The 16847-nt window shown below is 59.1% G+C and carries 16 protein-coding genes and 1 tRNA gene; 14 read left to right on the top strand and 3 right to left on the bottom strand.

Translation table 11 applies throughout. The features are described from left to right. Window positions 1-109: 109 nt before the first annotated feature. The 11 genes from J4G14_01705 (at window position 110) to J4G14_01655 (ending at window position 10945) form a co-directional block, all read left to right on the top strand. Window positions 110-1582, top strand: a complete 1473-nt coding sequence (locus J4G14_01705; protein MCE2456517.1) for a replication-relaxation family protein — start codon at window positions 110-112, stop codon at window positions 1580-1582. Window positions 1583-1776: 194 nt separating this feature from the next. Further along, complete coding sequence (locus J4G14_01700) at window positions 1777-2181, top strand: hypothetical protein (GenBank protein ID MCE2456516.1); 405 nt, start codon at window positions 1777-1779, stop codon at window positions 2179-2181. Window positions 2182-2186: 5 nt separating this feature from the next. After that, the gene (locus J4G14_01695; protein MCE2456515.1) at window positions 2187-2609 is read left to right on the top strand and encodes a PIN domain-containing protein; all 423 of its coding nucleotides are present in this window, start codon (window positions 2187-2189) and stop codon (window positions 2607-2609) included. A 282-nt stretch (window positions 2610-2891) separates the two neighbouring features. After that, entirely contained in the window at window positions 2892-3443 is a 552-nt protein-coding gene (locus tag J4G14_01690; protein MCE2456514.1) for a hypothetical protein, read from the top strand. A gap of 148 nt (window positions 3444-3591) precedes the next feature. After that, complete coding sequence (locus J4G14_01685; GenBank protein ID MCE2456513.1) at window positions 3592-4734, top strand: recombinase family protein; 1143 nt, start codon at window positions 3592-3594, stop codon at window positions 4732-4734. 7 nt (window positions 4735-4741) lie between these two features. Further along, window positions 4742-5026: a hypothetical protein gene (locus J4G14_01680; GenBank protein MCE2456512.1), complete on the top strand. Its 285-nt coding sequence runs from the start codon at window positions 4742-4744 to the stop codon at window positions 5024-5026. Window positions 5027-5223: 197 nt separating this feature from the next. Next, window positions 5224-5526: an urease subunit gamma gene (locus tag J4G14_01675; GenBank protein MCE2456511.1), complete on the top strand. Its 303-nt coding sequence runs from the start codon at window positions 5224-5226 to the stop codon at window positions 5524-5526. Window positions 5527-5543: 17 nt separating this feature from the next. Continuing rightward, window positions 5544-5915, top strand: coding sequence for an urease subunit beta (gene ureB / locus J4G14_01670; protein ID MCE2456510.1), 372 nt, complete (start codon window positions 5544-5546; stop codon window positions 5913-5915). A 2-nt stretch (window positions 5916-5917) separates the two neighbouring features. After that, entirely contained in the window at window positions 5918-7594 is a 1677-nt protein-coding gene (locus tag J4G14_01665; GenBank protein MCE2456509.1) for an urease subunit alpha, read from the top strand. A gap of 127 nt (window positions 7595-7721) precedes the next feature. Beyond that, the gene (gene ggt / locus J4G14_01660; GenBank protein MCE2456508.1) at window positions 7722-9458 is read left to right on the top strand and encodes a gamma-glutamyltransferase; all 1737 of its coding nucleotides are present in this window, start codon (window positions 7722-7724) and stop codon (window positions 9456-9458) included. A 206-nt stretch (window positions 9459-9664) separates the two neighbouring features. Beyond that, window positions 9665-10945, top strand: coding sequence for an MFS transporter (locus tag J4G14_01655; protein MCE2456507.1), 1281 nt, complete (start codon window positions 9665-9667; stop codon window positions 10943-10945). Window positions 10946-10947: 2 nt separating this feature from the next. On the opposite strand, the gene J4G14_01650 is transcribed toward J4G14_01655, so the two are convergent. Then, window positions 10948-12003, bottom strand: coding sequence for a C-terminal binding protein (locus J4G14_01650; GenBank protein MCE2456506.1), 1056 nt, complete (start codon window positions 12001-12003; stop codon window positions 10948-10950). A 229-nt stretch (window positions 12004-12232) separates the two neighbouring features. Here J4G14_01650 and glmU point away from each other — a divergent pair, with 229 nt between their 5' ends. Next, window positions 12233-13630 carry a bifunctional UDP-N-acetylglucosamine diphosphorylase/glucosamine-1-phosphate N-acetyltransferase GlmU gene (gene glmU, locus J4G14_01645; protein MCE2456505.1) on the top strand — a complete coding sequence of 466 codons (1398 nt, stop codon included), beginning with the start codon at window positions 12233-12235 and terminating at the stop codon, window positions 13628-13630. A gap of 1 nt (window position 13631) precedes the next feature. Next, window positions 13632-14900, top strand: coding sequence for an HlyC/CorC family transporter (locus tag J4G14_01640; protein ID MCE2456504.1), 1269 nt, complete (start codon window positions 13632-13634; stop codon window positions 14898-14900). A 2-nt stretch (window positions 14901-14902) separates the two neighbouring features. On the opposite strand, the gene J4G14_01635 is transcribed toward J4G14_01640, so the two are convergent. Together J4G14_01635 and J4G14_01630 are read right to left on the bottom strand one after the other, a co-directional pair. Beyond that, on the bottom strand, window positions 14903-15283 hold the full coding sequence (locus J4G14_01635; protein MCE2456503.1) for a hypothetical protein: 381 nt from the start codon (window positions 15281-15283) through the stop codon (window positions 14903-14905). 295 nt (window positions 15284-15578) lie between these two features. After that, on the bottom strand, window positions 15579-16454 hold the full coding sequence (locus J4G14_01630) for a hypothetical protein (protein MCE2456502.1): 876 nt from the start codon (window positions 16452-16454) through the stop codon (window positions 15579-15581). A gap of 312 nt (window positions 16455-16766) precedes the next feature. Here J4G14_01630 and J4G14_01625 point away from each other — a divergent pair. Next, window positions 16767-16838 (top strand) — tRNA-Arg (locus J4G14_01625). Window positions 16839-16847 lie beyond the last annotated feature (9 nt).

Genomic DNA, 16847 nt, shown 5'->3' with positions numbered 1-16847 from the left:
GCTCGTGTATGCTTCGACTGAACAGAGTGAGATAGATGAGGAACGACTGGGCAACATCAGACCCGTGGGCGTCAACTAGGAGTGGCTGAATGTTCGGTAACATCTCCCGGTGAGGCAACAGGAACCGGCAAGAATAGTTGACGTTGATCAGAAGGGACTGGCGGGCCACATCCGTCACGCCTCTACGCTGACGGCCACCTCCAGACGCTGGTACGTAACCGTTGACGGGCTGCGTTCCCTGGCCTTTGAGAACGGGACAGGCATAGAACGCCTCCTGCGGACGCAGCCGGTCTCGGCACACTGGCGGCGTCTCCTGCTGGCTCGGTTGGACGCCGTTGCCGCAGTCTACCGCCTGACATCAACGGTTGCGGATGCGGTTGGACCTCCCCGATTTCGGTGGTACCGGGCCGCACCGCTGGACGCCGCCATGACACTCCCCGACGGCAGGACTGCCGGCGTGTTCCGTCAGGGTCCCACCGCAGACCGGACGTCCATCTCCGACCGGGTTCGCCGTCTCATGAATCCGGAGCAGTCCCGACCCCGCGCAATGCTGGCCCTCATGCCCGACGAGACGAGGCTGCGGCAGACCCAGCGGCTCCTGGCCCGCTATCCCGGCCCGGTCTACCTGCCACTGGAGAATAACGTGTCCGGCATATTGGCGAACGACCGGGTATGGCAAGCAGCCTCTGTTCCCAATCCTCTGTCCATTCGCGAGATACTCGCGCACCTACGGCCTGGCGGCAGGCTGCCGTGGGAACCCCCAACTGCGAGACTGCGGCTGCCCGGCGACACCGAACTCCGCAGGGTTGACGACGGTGTCACGGACCACCTGCTCCCTGTCATGCTCAAGCCCACCGAGAAGCGGGTGTTGGACTGCCTCTCCAACTGGCCCCTGATCACCGCCGCAGACATGGGCGCCATCCTTGGACTGTCGCCTTCGAGGGTCTCCAGGTCGACCGTCCACCTCAAGGAACTCGGCCTGCTCTCCGCCATGCTTCTTGAAGGCCAACGACGACTGGCGCTCAGCGACAGGGGGCAGTCCCTCATTGCACGCAGGGACCGCGTATCTGTTGGGGCTGCCCATCGACGCTGGAGCGTCGAACCCGTCGACGGCAGGTCCCCCACGTCCTGGCAGGACGTCCCAGGTGGGCGGAGCCGCCCACTTGCCCGGACCGTTGAACACACACAGGCGGTGCAATACTTCCTGGCGGCGCTGATAATTCAGACGAAACGGACACCTGGCTTCGCGGTCTCGCAGTTGTCCCCGCCACATCACGCCACCCGGTATTTTTGGTACGGAGGAAGTCTGCGCTCCATCCAACCAGACGCCTTCGGCATCGTGCGCGTCAATAGACGTGACCGGCCCTTCTTCCTGGAGTGGGAGCGCAGAGCGCTCAACCCCTCGACCATGTCCGCTCGCCTCGCACCCTACCTGCGCTACTACTCCTCCAACAGGCCCCTGGTACTGATCGCCTTCGAAGACTCCATGGCCGGGGCGAACTTCCTCGCCATTACACGCAGCGAGACGGAACGCACGAATGTCAAGCTGCCCCTGTGGGTCTCCTCAAAGGAAGCCCTGTAGCAAGCGGGACCGCTGGGCAGGGCATGGCGCAGCCCCGAGGCACTGGAGCCGGTACGCGTCTTCAGGTGATTCGTCAATGCACCCGGAGGCGACTGGCCCTTCAGCGGAGGGGTGGTGGTACTTGCAGAGTAGTCACTAACTCACTAACATATAGCTGTGTTTCATTGCAAAGACTCACGGCGCGGAGGTCCACCATGACGATAGACCGAAACCAGCAGTACCGGCTTATGGCAGACCGGGGTAAGTACAAGAGGCTGTACCGGCACCTGTGCGCTCTCGAGGTCCAGGAGTGGAGAACAACCTTCGGAGAGATAGAGCTGGTCATCGGGTTCGAACTGCCTCCGTCCGCTAGGTTGCACCGACCCTGGTGGGGAAATCAGAGAGGCAGCAGCGGTCACAGTCACGCTCTTGCCTGGAGTGTCGCCGGGTGGGAAACGGCGGAGATCGATATGGACGCAGAGACCCTCCTGTTCCGTCGAACACACCCCAGACCTGTACGCAACCTCAGCCTCGATGAAGTGTGGCCCGTCTACCCAGCAGCGGTGTGGCCGAAGGGTCTTAGTCTCAGGCGAGAGGACATCTACGAGGACAGGAATTAGCCCCTATGTTCATAGACACCAACATCTTCCTGAACGCACGCATCCCCGGTGCGCCCGGTCACGACATCGCCAGGGATAGATTACAGCACGCTCTACATGGCGATGAACCACTGAGGATCAGCCGACAGGTCGTGCGAGAGTACCTGTCTGTGGTCACACGGCCGCAGACCTGGTCGGTCTCCATCACGCGTGACGAGGCGCTGGACGACGCGAACAGACTGCTGAGGAACTTCGAGATACTCGAGGATGGTCCCGTGGTTACAGAGTCGTTGATCACGCTGTGTCGTGAGGTATCGGTTGCAGGTAAGCAGATTCACGATGCCAACATCGTGGCGACCATGCTCGCGCATGATGAGCGCAGGCTCCTGACTTTCAACACATCGGACTTTCGGCGCTACGGAGACCGCATAGAGTTGGTGGGCAGTTAGGAGAGAGCAGGAATAGGAAGGAGAGATAGCCATCACTAACTTCTCTGACGTGGGAGAGAACGAAGAATGTTCGTAACGGCGGAAAGAAAGTTTGCTTCTGTTGGAAGAGCGAATGGACTGATGAGGTCAAGCGAGATGCAATTGAAAAAAAGGGCAAGAGACTGAATAAGCGAATTGAAGGACGATCCGATTACTCCGCTGAATGCCTACTGTAACCTTCAGTCCCGTCACTGCCAATGGAATATGGATCTCCACAGAGATCTCATCGCGCGAAGGCAACGGTTGTCGAAGCCTAGCGAGGCTGCTGCTGACGAAACGTTCCTGAGGGACTTGCACTGGATCCTGAAAGCGTGGTTCGGAAAACGCAGTTGGCTGATCATTCCCTTCGATGATACTTTCAAGAAAGAGGTCAGGAAAGCAGCTCACAGACTCGATCCTTTGAGCGATCTGAACATTGCAGATGCGTGTTGGGACATCGATGCCATCACTGGCAGATTATGGGATGCCATTGACGAACTGAGAATTACAGGTGAAGCGGCTAGACTTGTATCCGGATCTAAGGCTATCCATCACCTGCTTCCTGAGCTTGCTCCGCCGATTGACAACGAATACAGTGGCAAGTTCTCTTTCTACGATAGGGCAATCCATAGGAGAAACAAGGGGCAAAGGCTGGAAGGAGATTACTTTAAGGTCATATTTCCTTCGTTTGTTGACCTAGCCCAGTATCTCAACAGTCGTGAAGACTTTAGGGCTTACCTTGGTAGAGGATACAACACATCTGTAACGAAGACTGTAGACAACGCAATCATCGGATACATGGAGGCAAAGGCATGAGACATTCGGACAGACAGCCGCTCACGCCGGCGGCGCTCTACGCCAGAGTATCAAGCGACCGGCAGGACGTGGACCTGTCCGTGCCTGCCCAACTCAGGGCACTCAAGGACTAGCCAGGACCAACGGCTACTCTGTAGCCCGCGAGTACGTGGACGAGGCCGAGAGCGGACGCGTCGCCGACAGGCCGCAGTTCCGAAATATGATCGAGGAGGGTAGCAATCCGAAGGCTCCATTCGAGGTGATTCTCGTATGGAAGTTCAGTCGCTTCACCCGTAAGCGCGAGCACGCCGTCGCCTTCAAGTCCATGCTGCGGCGCAAGGGCATCCGCGTAGTGTCCATCACCGAGCATGCTGACGACTCCCCCACCGGTAAGCTCATGGAGGCCATCATCGAGAGCGTCGATGAGTTCTATAGCGAAAATCTTGCCCAGGATGTCGTCCGAGGGATGAGGGAGGCCGCATCGCGGGGCTTCTACATGGCTTCCAGAGCCCCATTCGGCTACAAGAGAGTCAAGGTCAGCGACAGCGCGAAAGAGAGGCCCACCCTTGAGGTTGATAGCGCAACCGCTCCGGTGGTAAAGGAGAGTTTCGAGAGCTCCCTTCGTGGCAACGGCCTCAAGGAGATATGCAAGGCCCTGAACGACTGGGGCATCACCAACAAAGGCAACCGCTGGAAAAAGGGAAGTCTTCACTACCTGCTGACGAACGAAGCCTACACGGGAACCTCCGTCTGGGGTCGCACATCGAAGGGAGATAAGGCCGCCGACCCGGTGAGGGTTGAGGGAGCCTGGCCCGCGCTGGTTTCGAGGGAGCTGTTCGACGACGTTCAGCAGGCAATGCGGGACCGGGCTCCTAAGGTGCAGAGGCCCGCGAGAGTGGGGAGCAAGTTCCTGCTGAGCGGGCTGCTCAGGTGCGGGGTCTGCGGCAGGCCCTATTCGGCCCAGGGAGCCAAAAGCGGCAAGTTCGCCTACTACATATGCGGCACCCTCCATCGGGAGGGCGCCGGGACATGCAGCGCCCGCTACCTGAACGCCCCGAAGCTGGAGGCGTTCGTGGTCGAGAAGATCAGGGAGCGCATCCTCAACGAGGAGACCATCGTGGAGTTGGTGTCGCTGGTGGCGGAGGAGATCGACGCCATTGCCGGTGAGATGTCCGGCAGACTGGAGGTCGTCGAAGCGGAGCTAGCGGACGTTAGGAAGCGGCTGGAGAAACTCTACGAGGCCATTGAAACGAGCGATCTGACCCTGGCTGGAGGTCCTATCGCCCCGCATCTTCTCTCTGAGGCATCGTGAGGAGCAGTTGGAGTCTGCGAGAGACGACGCCAAGGCGCAGCTTGAGCAACGTAGGGTGAGGCTTCTCACAACAGACGTGATCAGGGAATACGTGGCAGACTTCCGGGACTTCCTTAAGGATGGGTCCATTCCTGAGCGCAAGGCGCTCATCCGCAACTTCGTTGAGGACATTGAGGTGGTCAGAGACAAGGCTACGGTGACGTATACGGTCCCCATGCCGAGCGACGGGGTGACATCGGAGTCTGCCTCGGTTCTTGATTTCGTCAAGTCAGGGGTACCAGACTCAACGTGACTAGAGCTCATTTCTGCCAAGGTTCCCTTTCACCCTCGCCGTCCCCGGGTACTGTCCCCTGCCCTTGCTCGTACCGCTCTGCATTCACTGACGGGCTGTTCCTTCTCTTCGGCGAAGTACCAGGGGTTCCCTTCCCGGATGCTGATAGTATGGGTAGGGACACGACAGCGGACTTCGACGAATTCGAGGAGGACGCCATGAGACTTACACCACGAGAGATGGACAGATTGACTATCTTCAGCGCGGCAGAGCTTGCCCGACGTAGGAGAGCCAGAGGACTTAAGCTGAACCATCCGGAGGCGACAGCTCTGATCTGTGATGAGATCATGGAGTACGCGAGGGACGGCAACAGCTACGTGGAAACACTGGAGCGCGCCACACAGGTACTCGGCCGCGAGGACGTGATGGAAGGTGTGCCAGAGATGGTGGACCCCATAAGGGTGGAGGTGAGCTTTCCAGAGGGTACCAAGCTCATGTTCGTACGGAACCCCATCCGCTGAATGAGGAGGATGTTGTCATGATTCCAGGTGAGGTTATCTACGCCGATGAGGACATTCTCTGCAACCAGGGTCGGGATCACGTCGTCCTATCTGTGGAGAATACATCGCGTTATCCAGTCTATGTGACCGCGCACTACCACTTTTTTGAAGTGAACAAGCGTCTGAGGTTCGACAGGCGCGCGGCGTATGGCAGGCGTCTCGACGTCCCGTCAGGCAGTGGCGTGCGGTGGGAGCCAGGGCAAAGTGTGGAAGTCCGCCTCATAGACATCGCGGGAAGAAGGCAGGTGTACGGGTACCAGGGTTTCGTGAACGGACACCTGTCGGATACTCAAGCCGGCGAGGCGCTGGCCAAGGCCCGCGTTCAGGGCTTTCTCGACACAGGTGAATAGACGTGCCGTTCGAAGTCGATAGACAGAGATACGGGTCCATGTATGGACCCACCAAAGGAGACCGCGTACGTCTGGGAGATACGGACCTGTTCGCGCTGATAGAGCGAGACTACACCAACTACGGCGACGAGGTCCTGGGGGGATGGGGCAAGAACCTCAGGACAGGAATGATGTACTCGCATCGCCCAGCGAAAGACAGCGAACTGGACAACATCATCTCGAACGCAATCGTCATCGATCCTGTGATGGGGACATTCAAGGGAAGCATCGGAATAAAAGACGGTACCATCGTCGGGGTAGGAAGAGCGGGCAATCCCGAAATCATGGACGATGTCGACCTTATCATCGGTCCAAACACCGTCGTGTATCGTGGGGACGGACTCATCGCTACTCCCGGCGGCGTGGACAGCCACGTGCACCTCGGGAACAATCCCAAGCTCATTGACGCAGCCTTAAGTGCGGGCCTGACAACGTTCGTGGGCGCAGGTCTGAACACCACAGGGCGCTCCACGATAGAAGGCTGGCTCCAGTCGTTCGAGAACATTCCGGTCAACCTTGCGCTGCAGGCAAGGGGTAGCGCGAGCCACCCGTCCCCAATGGTGGAGAGCATCGAGGCTGGGGCAGCGGGCTTCAAAATACATGAGGACGAGGGCGCTTATCCCTACGTCATCGACGCATGCCTGCGTGTGGCTGACGAGTACGACGTGTCGGTCGCTCTCCACACCGACGGTCTTCATGAGTCCATGGAGGTGTCCGACACCATCGAAGCGATTGGCGGACGCGCCGTACATGCCTATCACGTCGAAGGCGCAGGCGGTGGGCACGCGCCCGACCTCATCAGGCTCGCAGGGGTCAACAACATCATCACCTCCTCCACCACTCCTACGATTCCATACACCGTCAGCACTTACGAAGAGCACTTTCACATGACGGCGCAGGTGCACAGTGTCAACGTGGATGCCGCACCTGAGGCAGCCGCTCTCGACGAAAGACTGCGGCGGGAAACCATGGCCGCAGAGGATGTGCTCCATGATATAGGGGCAGTACCAATCATCAATTCGGACTCACAGGGAATGGGACGAATTGGCGAGGTAATCACACGCACCTGGCAACTGGCCCACAAGATGAAGGCTGAGCGAGGTGCAACTCACCCGGAGCACGACAACGAACGCATCCTGCGCTATATCGCCAAGTACACGCTGAACCCAGCCATTACCCATGGTATCTCGTCCTACGTGGGGTCGCTGGAGCCGGGCAAGATGGCAGACGTGGTGCTCTGGAGTCCCGCATTCTTCGGTGTCAAGCCAGACATGGTCATCAAGGGAGGCCAGGTGGCATGGTCTCCCACTGGTGAGGGTAACGCCTCTATCAGGCAGTCTGAGCCAGTTACGTATGGACCGTCATTCGGAGCCATGGGAGACTCCGCTTCCAGAATAAGCGCCTTCTTTGTGTCTCAGGCCTCACTTGAGTCGCCCCTGCAGCGCCGATTGGGCACTCGACGAAGGCTCCTGCCCGTAAAGAACATGCGGACAGTAACCAAGAGGCGCATGTTAAGAAACAGCCTCAACCCCAAGATAGAGGTGGACCTCGATAGCAGGCAGATAAGTGTTGATGGAAGCGTTGTTACTTCGAGCCCGATGAGCGAGGTACCCCTGAACCGGCGCTATAGCCTCGCGTGATGCCCTGCCTGCTGACACTGCGACGGCGCTGAGGGTAAGGAGCCTACTGTGGCTGGGAATACACGGATAGTAGTCGTTGGCAATGGAAGCGATGGCACTCACATTGTGCCAGGGGGGGTCTGGGTCGATGAATACACGCAGCATATGGCGGCCTGACAAGGACGAGGTGGTCGTCGAACACGGCGCCGTCGCCACCGCTCACCCTATCGCCGCCCAAGTCGGTGTCGACATCCTGAAAAGCGGCGGGAACGCCGTGGATGCTGCTGTCGCGACCGGCTTCTGCCTCAACGTGATCGAGCCGTGGAACTCCTCGATCGCCGGGCATGGCCAGATGATCGTCCATATGTCCGCAGAGGGCCGCTCCGTCGCCATCGACTACGGCCACCGCGCGCCGAAAGCTGCAACCGCCGCCATGTTCCGTGTGACCGGCCAAACCGTGGTGGGCAACGGGATATACGATGTCGAGGACGGCGCGAACGCCGTAGGGCATCAATCAGTAGGCGTGCCTGGGGTCACGGCTGGTATGTGCCGAGCCCACGAGATGTTTGGGGTCCTGTCACTGGAGCAAGTGCTTGAGCCTGCGATCCACTACGCAAGGGAGGGGTTCGAGGTCGACCCTACCGCCTGCCTGATGATCGCCAGGGCTATGCCTAACCTGGTCCGGTTTGGGGAGGCCGCAAGCATCTTTCTGAGTGACGGATTTCCGCCTCCTCCCGGCGAACGAATTGTGCAGCGGGACCTTGCCGACACCCTGGAACGAATTGGCAGGGAGGGCAAGGACGCTCTGCACAGGGGCGAGATCGCGGCAGCGATCGACGAGGAGATGAGGAGGAACGGCGGAGTACTCAGCGCTAAGGACCTCGCCGAGTACAAGGCGCAGGTGCTGGAACCTGTAGGAGTCACATATAGAGGGTACGAGTTGCTCGGTTCTCCGGCGCCGGCTGGTACGATCACGAGTCTGCAAACGCTACGCATCCTGGAGAGCTTCGATCTGAGTGTCCTCACACACGGCTCCCCAGAGCACCTGCACCTGTTTACAGAAGCGGCCAGGCACGCGTTCGCCGACCGCTACAGCTTCGTCGGAGACCCCGATTTCGGACCAGTGCCACTCAACGGGATTCTGTCGAGGAAGTACGGGAGTGAGATCGCCCTTACCATCGACCGCGAAGTTGCCAAGCTGGAAGATGAGCGCGAGCTGCAACCGTGGGTGTCCAATCTCGATGGTCCCCTACATGATCCGTGGCGCTACGATCCGCAACCAAAGCCTGAACAGGCTGTAATGGCCTCGCCACCGAGCGAGGGCGACTGCACTACACATTTCAGCGTCATCGACAGAGACAGGAACATGGTAGCCTGCACACAGACTGCGGTCGGAGGGTTCGGCTCAGGTGTGGTCGTGCCCGGTACGGGGGTCCTGCTCACCAACGGCGTGATCGTATTCAACCCCATGCCCGGAGCGGCGAACTCGATTGCCGGATACAAGCGCGGCCTGAACAACATGACACCCGTGCTGGCACTCAGGGACGGCAGTCCATTCTTCAGCGTAGGAGCGCCTGGAGGACGCAGGATCATGTGCCGCATCGCGCACGTAATCTCAAACGTGATCGACTTCGGGATGAGTATGCAGGAGGCGATAACGGCACCGAGTGTCGATGCCGCCGAGCGGGAGACCTTTGTCGACCACAGGATCGACCCGAAGACCGTCGAGATGCTCGCGGAAATGGGTCACAACGTGGAGGTCGTGCCAGAGCGCTTTACGGAGTGGGGTTTCTCGAGACCTCGAGGCGTCATGGTCAACCCTGACTCCGGCTACCTCCACGCAGGCGTGCAACCCACTGGAACTGACGAGGCCCGGGGCTACTAGAAGGCATAACTCTAACGGGCAGGTGGCGGGCTGCCAGAGAAAGAGCTGTGGGTGACTCAATGGTCAATACCCTTCGACACGCTCAGGGCGGGCGAGACGCCCGCGCTACGGAGTATCTGCAAGTACAGAATTGACGGTGGTTCAGGCCCGGTGGTAGCATCCGCTGGTGTTTTCGACAAAGACCTCTGAGTGATTGCGGACCTTAATTGAACCTAGCCCCCCGACTCGCACATAGAACTCCGTTCTTCTATGGATGGGTCGTGTTGGGGTCGGCCAGCAGCACTCAGATCGTCAGGAATGCCGCGGCGAGCCTCACTATTGCGGTGTTCATGTTTCCCCTCGCAGAAGACCTCGGCTGGAGCCGCACGCTAATTGCCGGGGCGGCCAGCTTTGGCGGACTGGCGGCTTCAGGAGCATCCCCCATAGTCGGCTGGCTGATCGACCGGTACGGTGCACGACTTGTGCTTGCCGTGAGCGTGTTCATACTAGGACTGTCGACTATCTCGCTCGCGTGGGCGACTGTACCGATTGCGTTCTACCTGGCCTATGGCGTGGGGCGCGTCATATTCTCGAGCCCTGTGCAGATTGGGGCGTCGGTTGTCGCCACGCGGTGGTTCGTCAGAATGCGTGGGAGGGCAAGTGGTATCCTGTTTCTCTCCCACTCGATCGGAATGATCATGTTCCCGCTTGTCGCGTCGATCGTGATAGATAAGCGCGGCTGGCAGGATGCCTGGATCGTTCTCGGACTTATCGTGTGGGCGGTCGCTCTATTGCCGGCAACGTTCCTGATTGCAGAAAAGCCCGAAGACGTCGGGCTGAAACCGGACGGCGACGAGGTTGAGGAAGAAGAGCAGGTCTCAGGCAGTCCCACGGACGAGGAACCGGGATGGACACTGAAGGCGGCCATGAGGACCCCGGCGCTCTGGATACTAGCCACGGGGACGGGCATGCTGTTCCTGATGCAGGCCGGAATCAACACCCACCTCGCAGCCTTCCTGCGTGACGGGGGACTGAGTCCGGTGTTCGCGGGCGTCGGAGTGGGTCTAAATGCTGCGTTCCTAGGACTAGGAAGCCTTGCATGGGGCTGGATCGTCGAGCGCGTTCCTGCGCGTCACGTCCTTTCCATGGTCGCCGCAGTTATGGCGATCGGGGCATTGCTCTTCATGACTGCAAGCTCGACGACACAGGCGCTGGCGTATTCTGCATTCTTTGGGTTTGGGCTCGGCGGGATGCTTGCGGTGCCGCCGGTGGCTTATGCTGACTACTTCGGACGTCGCTCGCTGGGAGCGATAAGAGGCGTCGCGGAGCCACTAACCAGCGGCGGCCAAGCGGTTGGGGCCGTTGCTGCCGGTGCAGTATTCGACCTGACTGGCAGCTACCAAATCGCCTTCGTTGCGTTCGCCGCCTTGGGGGCGCTTACCATGCTGATGGTGCTACTGGCGCGGCCTCCAAGACATGTTCCAGAGGCCGCACCGGCAGATTCGTAATATCAGTTGGACCCGGGTCCCCGCTCCATCGAGTATGGCTGCCAGCGGATCAGGTCGGTCTTGACCAACACGGACGGGTTCACGCACGTCCTGGGCCAGCGTCCACTCAAGACGAGCGAGATCTCCTGCCCTACCCTTCGGCGTGCTTCTGGAGACATCCTGGCGGATGCAGACGCGACGTGAGGTGTCAGGATGACGTTGTCCATCTTCAGCAGCGGGTTGTCGGGATGAGGAGGCTCGATCTCGGTGACGTCCAGACCGGCTCCGGCTATCCAGCCTTCGTCCAGTGCCCTGATCAGCGCAGCCTCGTCTACCGTCGGACCGCGGCCGTTGTTGATGAAGAGGGCGGTCGGCTTCATGCGCCGGAAATGTTCTTCGGTGAGCATGTGGTGGACTTCAGAAGTCGATGGCGCGTGCATGGAGACGATGTCGGAGCGCTCTAGAAGCTCGTTCAAGCTGACGGGCTCGACACCGTAGCTGGTAATGGTCAGCTCTTCGATATATGGGTCGAACGCCATCATGCGTAGCCCGAACGGGGCTGCACGGAGGGCAGTCGCTCTCGCGACGTGGCCAAAAGAGACAAATCCCAATGTCTGACCGTACAGTCGCGGGAACTGGTTGAGATAGGGTCGCCCCTCGCCGTAGCGTCCGGTGCGGACCATCTCGTCCATCAGGTTCAGTCGCCTGAACGTCGCCAGGAGGAGCATCATGGTGTGGTCGGCGACCTCTTCGATGAAGGTATCAGGGACATTGGTGACGGGTATGTTTCGCGCGGTAGCGGCAGGGACATCGACAGTGTCGGCGCCCACGCTACCAAGCGCGATGATCTTGCAGTTGTCGAGACTATTGATGATCGACTCTGTGATGCGGTCGCCACGGGCGATCAGGGCGTCGCAGTCGCGTACCTGCTCGATGATCTCGCCCTCACTGGCGGCCTCGAACTCGACTATCTCTGCGTCTATGGTCGAGAGGTATTCCATCTCGTAGTCGTAGTCACCGCCGCCGAGGGCGAAGGTCACATTTGTGGGCTTTTGTATTGCAACTTTGAAGCTTGCCATTCGTGCGTTCCTCCAAAGGAAACTGAGTAATCGCTCGAATTCGAGCGAACATAGGGTATGGGGTAAGGATAGAACGGCAGTACGAGGTATGTCCAGATGATTGACACTCTGAAGGGCCTTTGCTAGCATTCGCCAAAGTGGACGACTTATCTGATAGATCTATCAGCAGATCCGCGCCTGACTCGGGCACAACCTGCCCCTCAGTTAGGCGTTTTTTTGTGTCCTCGCAATGACTTCCTTCGCAGCCGTAATCCTCGCAGCGGGAGAGGGCAGTCGGATGAACTCCCGTACTCCCAAGGCCCTGCATGAAGTGTGCGGCAAGCCGATGGTAGCCATCGTTTCCGAGACTGTACGGGCAGCCGGCTATGATCCGATCGTCGTGGTCGTCCCACATGCCGGTTCACCGATAGTCGAAACTCTTGGGGAGTCCTTCAAGTACGCGTTCCAGAGTGAGCCACTGGGTACAGGTGACGCGCTGCTCCGTGCCAGGGAGGCAGTGGGTGAACACGACAACGTGCTTGTCATCAACGCTGACGTACCGCTGATTCAGGGCGGCACACTGGACGATCTGGGAACGGCCCATATCCGGTCCGAGGCTGTGGTTACGATGCTGACTGCAACAGTGGATGAACCGGCCGGTCTCGGAAGAGTGGTGCGTGATTCGGAGGGACAGGTCACGTCCATCGCGGAGCACTCCGAGGCAGATGAAGATACGCTTAAGATCAGAGAGATCAATGCGGGTGTCTATTGCTTTCGTTCAGCCTGGTTGTGGGACAGCCTGCCGCATGTACAGGTCTCTACTTCAGGTGAAGTCTACGTGACGGACCTTATCGGCCTGGCTGCTAGCTCCAGGTACGGAGTGACAACCCTCGGCCTGAGTGATGCGAAAGAGGCAAGAGGAGTAAACGATCGTGTTGAGTTGTCAGCCGCAGAGTCGATCGTGAGAGAACGCATCAGAGAGAAGTGGATGCGCAACGGTGTCTCCATGCAGGACCCGCAGTCGGTGTATATCGACTGGGACGTCGAGATCGGCGCCGACACCATAGTCAGACCCAACACTCACATCCGTGGAGCGACGCTGGTCGGAGCCGAGTGCGAGATCGGGCCGAATTCCATCCTCGAACACTCGACCATCGGAGACCGCGTGAAGGTGATCGCTTCAGTTATAGAGGAAGCGACATTGGAGTCGAATGTGGACGTCGGTCCATTTAGTCATATAAGACCAGGCACGTACATCGAATCAGATGTGCACATCGGCAACTTCGCAGAGGTGAAGAACAGCCGACTGGGACGGGGCACCAAGTCAGGTCACTTCAGCTACATTGGCGACGCCCAAGTCGGATCAAACGTAAACATCGGAGCTGGCGCAGTCACCTGCAACTTCGACGGACGAGACAAACACAGTACAGTGATTGGGGATGACGTCTTCATCGGGAGCGATACCATGATGGTTGCTCCTGTCACGATCGGCGACAGGTCGTACACATCTGCCGGTTCGGTCGTGAACAAGAGCGTGCCTCCAGACTCTGGCGCAATCGGGGCGCCGGCTCGCATAAGGAAGAAGCGAACCGACGAGACAGAGGTCGGAACGACGCGTTCAAGCGACCGTCCTACCCTGGAGAACTGATTTGGAGAGCGACAGTACGATACCAGCCCTTGCGCTGGTGGTCTCGATCTTGGCATTCGCCTTCAGCGAGCTTGGTGCCACTTCCATCGCAGGACGTATCCAGGCAGTAGCCTCCAGCGTCCTGAACGAGGAAGCAGGTCTATCTGAGCAGTTCCGGCTCCTGAGTAACCTCCCCGGCGGACCCACCGCGGGCCTGCGTCTTCTCAACCTGATTGCCCTGGCAGCAACGATGGTCTCCATGACGGCTGTTGTATGGGCCTCGTGGGGTGTTAGATGGGACCTGACCTCAATTGGGGGAATCCTGGTGCTCGTAGTGCTGGCGGGGGCAACATACGCGGCACGATCTCTCGGCATGCGTTACTCTGCCCAACTGTGCACATTCATGCCCAGGTTTGCCTGGCTGCTGTCATTCCCTCTTCGCCCAATCCTGCTGATAGAGGAATTGATCGTCAGAAACCCGTCGGCTGAAGTTTCCAGCCCTTCGGACCCCGCTCTCGACTTTACACTTACAGTAGACCCGACAGAGGAAGTGCTGGACGAGCACGAAGTGAGGATGATACGCGGAGTTGTGCAACTCGACAGGACGGTGGCCCGTGAGATCATGGTCCCGAGAGTGGATATAGTGGCGGTTGAGTCTGAAGAATCTCTTGAATTGCTCGTAGACAAGATGAGGACTGCCGGCCACAGCCGTATCCCGATCTACAAGGGTGATCTGGACCACATTGTCGGTGTCGCACACGCGAGAGACGTCCTGCAGCAGCTGGCCGCTGGTAAGGATGCCTCGATGACGTCAGCACAGCAGGTCGGCAGGCAACCCATGTTCATTCCAGAGTCCAAGACACTTGAAGGGTTGTTGGAAGTGTTCCGGGAGCAGCGGAGGCATCTCGCTGTCGTGATTGACGAGTACGGAGGCGTATCGGGGATCGTCACGATCGAGGACATTCTCGAGGAGATCGTCGGGGAGATCCAGGATGAGTTCGATGCTGAGGAGCCGGATATCCAGCGGGTCGGAGACGCCGAGTTCGCTGTCGACGCCGGAATGACCATTGACGAACTCAACGAGACCCTCGGAGTTAACGTCGTAAACGACGGGTTCGACACGATAGGCGGGCTGGTGTTCGACAGGCTTGGAAAGATACCTGTGGCCGGTGACAAGGTAGAGCACGCCGGGCTAAGCATCGAAGTGATCGGCACGATGGGCAGAAGACCGACGATGCTGAGGGTCACGCTGGTGCATGTTCCAGACAGCGAGTCGGCACGGGCAGAGTAGGCCTAAAGTCTCCCTATGCTAGCTTCCAGGTAGGTGCTCGAATCACCCTCTCTTCCGCCGTCGCGGCCATCTGGCGGGCCATTAACTACCTGAACCCGAAATGTTGCTCTACTGCCATCCGAACCCATCGCGACAAGGGTACGGTTTCCGACGGCCCGCGTCCTCACAGACGGAGGTACGTCAGTCACGTTATACGTGACCGAGAAACCACCCCTCTGGTCTGCTACTAACTGCTGCTCACCGCGCGAATCAAGAAGTACTATCGACAGGTTCTTGTCTATCCTCAGCAACAAGACGACTGGCTCTCCCGGCATAAATCCAGAGCCCGTTACCCTCAGGCTATCCCCGGAAGTCGTGAGTGCCGATTTGTTGACGTCTATCATGGCCTCCTGCCGCGAGGCTCGATCCCGCGACACCACCGAAACCGGACCAGGCGGCCCCGGCGGGCCAGCACTCCTCGCCTGAGTAACAGTTAGTTCCGCCTGTTCTCCCCGGCAAGCTAGCGACGTCAGTAGAGAAGCGAGCAACAGCAACCCTGTAAACAGGCATGCAGCAAAGCGAGTACCGTTTCTCAACCGACGGCCTCCTCTCTCTCCTGCGCCAAAACGACAAGCGCCGCCTCCTCTAGGGGAGGCGGCGCTTTATCGCCTAAGTATTACTTAGTCTAAGCGGGTGTTTCTACTTCTCGGCTACTATGACCAGAGGAGCTGTCGCAGTGGAGCCCATGTTGCCAGTCGCCTTGAGAGTGTATACACCCTCGCCGAGCGGGTTGGCCACGTCTACCGCGAATGCACCGGAGCCATTAGCAGTGACTCCACCAAATATCCGGTTGCCTCCGCCTTCAGCAGCTCCAACCGCGATCAGGGAAACGACCTCATCGGCCATGAAGCCTGCGCCCCAAATCATGACGGCCTCTCCAACTGCAGTCGCGCTAGCGAGCAGGCTGGTGTCAACCGAAGTCATTGGCTCTGGGGCACCGACGACCGTTACGGGCGTGCTGGCTCTGCTGCCGTCTGAGCCCTGGGCGAAGAAGGTGCGGTTACCAATTGCGCGAGCCTGGCTTGCCGAAGCGCCGCCGATCTCGTCAAAGGTAATGCTGAAAGCTCCGGCCTCGTTGGCCTGAACCTGAGCACCGCGAGCGCCTCCAGCAATGATCGACAGGTTCTCGTCGACTCTGAGCTGCAGGACTACTGGCTCGCCGGGAAGGAACCCGGAGCCGCGTACGGTTACTGAATCGCCAGCAGTGGCGATAGCGGACTTGCTGAGTTCTACAGAAGCTTCAGGAGAAACAGCGGGAGCACCTGCGGCACCTGCGGGGCCCTGAGGGCCTGGAGGGCCGGCAGGACCAGGGTTACCCGGATGTCCCGGAAGACCGGGAAGACCGGGCTCTCCCTGAGCGCCTTGAGAACCTGCGGCTCCGGGGTTACCCGGGTTACCTGGCAATCCGGGCTGTCCCGGCTCACCCTGAGGTCCCGCACATGCTATTAATGCCAATACAAGAACTGAAGAAAGCAGGGCAATTGCAATGCCCTTTACGGGGAAGTGCCTTCTCATCTGACCCCCTCTCGAGATGATTTCTTGGGCTTATTGTCCATCCGTCGGACCGATTCTTGAGACTTTGGTCTTACAGACATACAAGTCTCCCGCCGGTAGAGCCGACGGTGCACAAATGCGGCATAATCATATTCACCCAGTACCTGTATGTCAAGGGCTACAGCACCCTCTTAACGACCCTTATTCAGGCCATCCAAGAGCACTATCGAGCTATGGTTGACCAAGCCCCGACTATGTTCGCTGAACAGGACTCTCCAAGTCAATTCTGCTTGTCGTGAAGAGGCGCAATTGCTATATTGTGGAACCAGTTACGCCCCCGTAGCTCAGTGGATAGAGCGCTGGCCTCCGGAGCCAGGTGCGTGGGTTCGAGTCCCGCCGGGGGTACTCCCTCTC

It is taken from the genome of Dehalococcoidia bacterium (genome assembly GCA_021295915.1).
Taxonomy (GTDB): Bacteria; Chloroflexota; Dehalococcoidia; order Lucifugimonadales; family UBA1123; genus VXRN01.
Note: the sequence above shows the minus strand (reverse complement) of the source record. Positions and strands in the feature narration are given on the sequence as shown.

Coding starts and splice junctions, on each gene's coding strand:
- J4G14_01700 (MCE2456516.1), top strand. CDS start 1,777: ATGACGATAGACCGAAACCAGCAGTACCGGCTTATGGCAGACCGGGGT.
- J4G14_01695 (MCE2456515.1), top strand. CDS start 2,187: ATGTTCATAGACACCAACATCTTCCTGAACGCACGCATCCCCGGTGCG.
- J4G14_01675 (MCE2456511.1), top strand. CDS start 5,224: ATGAGACTTACACCACGAGAGATGGACAGATTGACTATCTTCAGCGCG.
- ureB (MCE2456510.1), top strand. CDS start 5,544: ATGATTCCAGGTGAGGTTATCTACGCCGATGAGGACATTCTCTGCAAC.
- ggt (MCE2456508.1), top strand. CDS start 7,722: ATGAATACACGCAGCATATGGCGGCCTGACAAGGACGAGGTGGTCGTC.
- J4G14_01650 (MCE2456506.1), bottom strand. CDS start 12,003: ATGGCAAGCTTCAAAGTTGCAATACAAAAGCCCACAAATGTGACCTTC.
- glmU (MCE2456505.1), top strand. CDS start 12,233: ATGACTTCCTTCGCAGCCGTAATCCTCGCAGCGGGAGAGGGCAGTCGG.
- J4G14_01635 (MCE2456503.1), bottom strand. CDS start 15,283: ATGATAGACGTCAACAAATCGGCACTCACGACTTCCGGGGATAGCCTG.
- J4G14_01630 (MCE2456502.1), bottom strand. CDS start 16,454: ATGAGAAGGCACTTCCCCGTAAAGGGCATTGCAATTGCCCTGCTTTCT.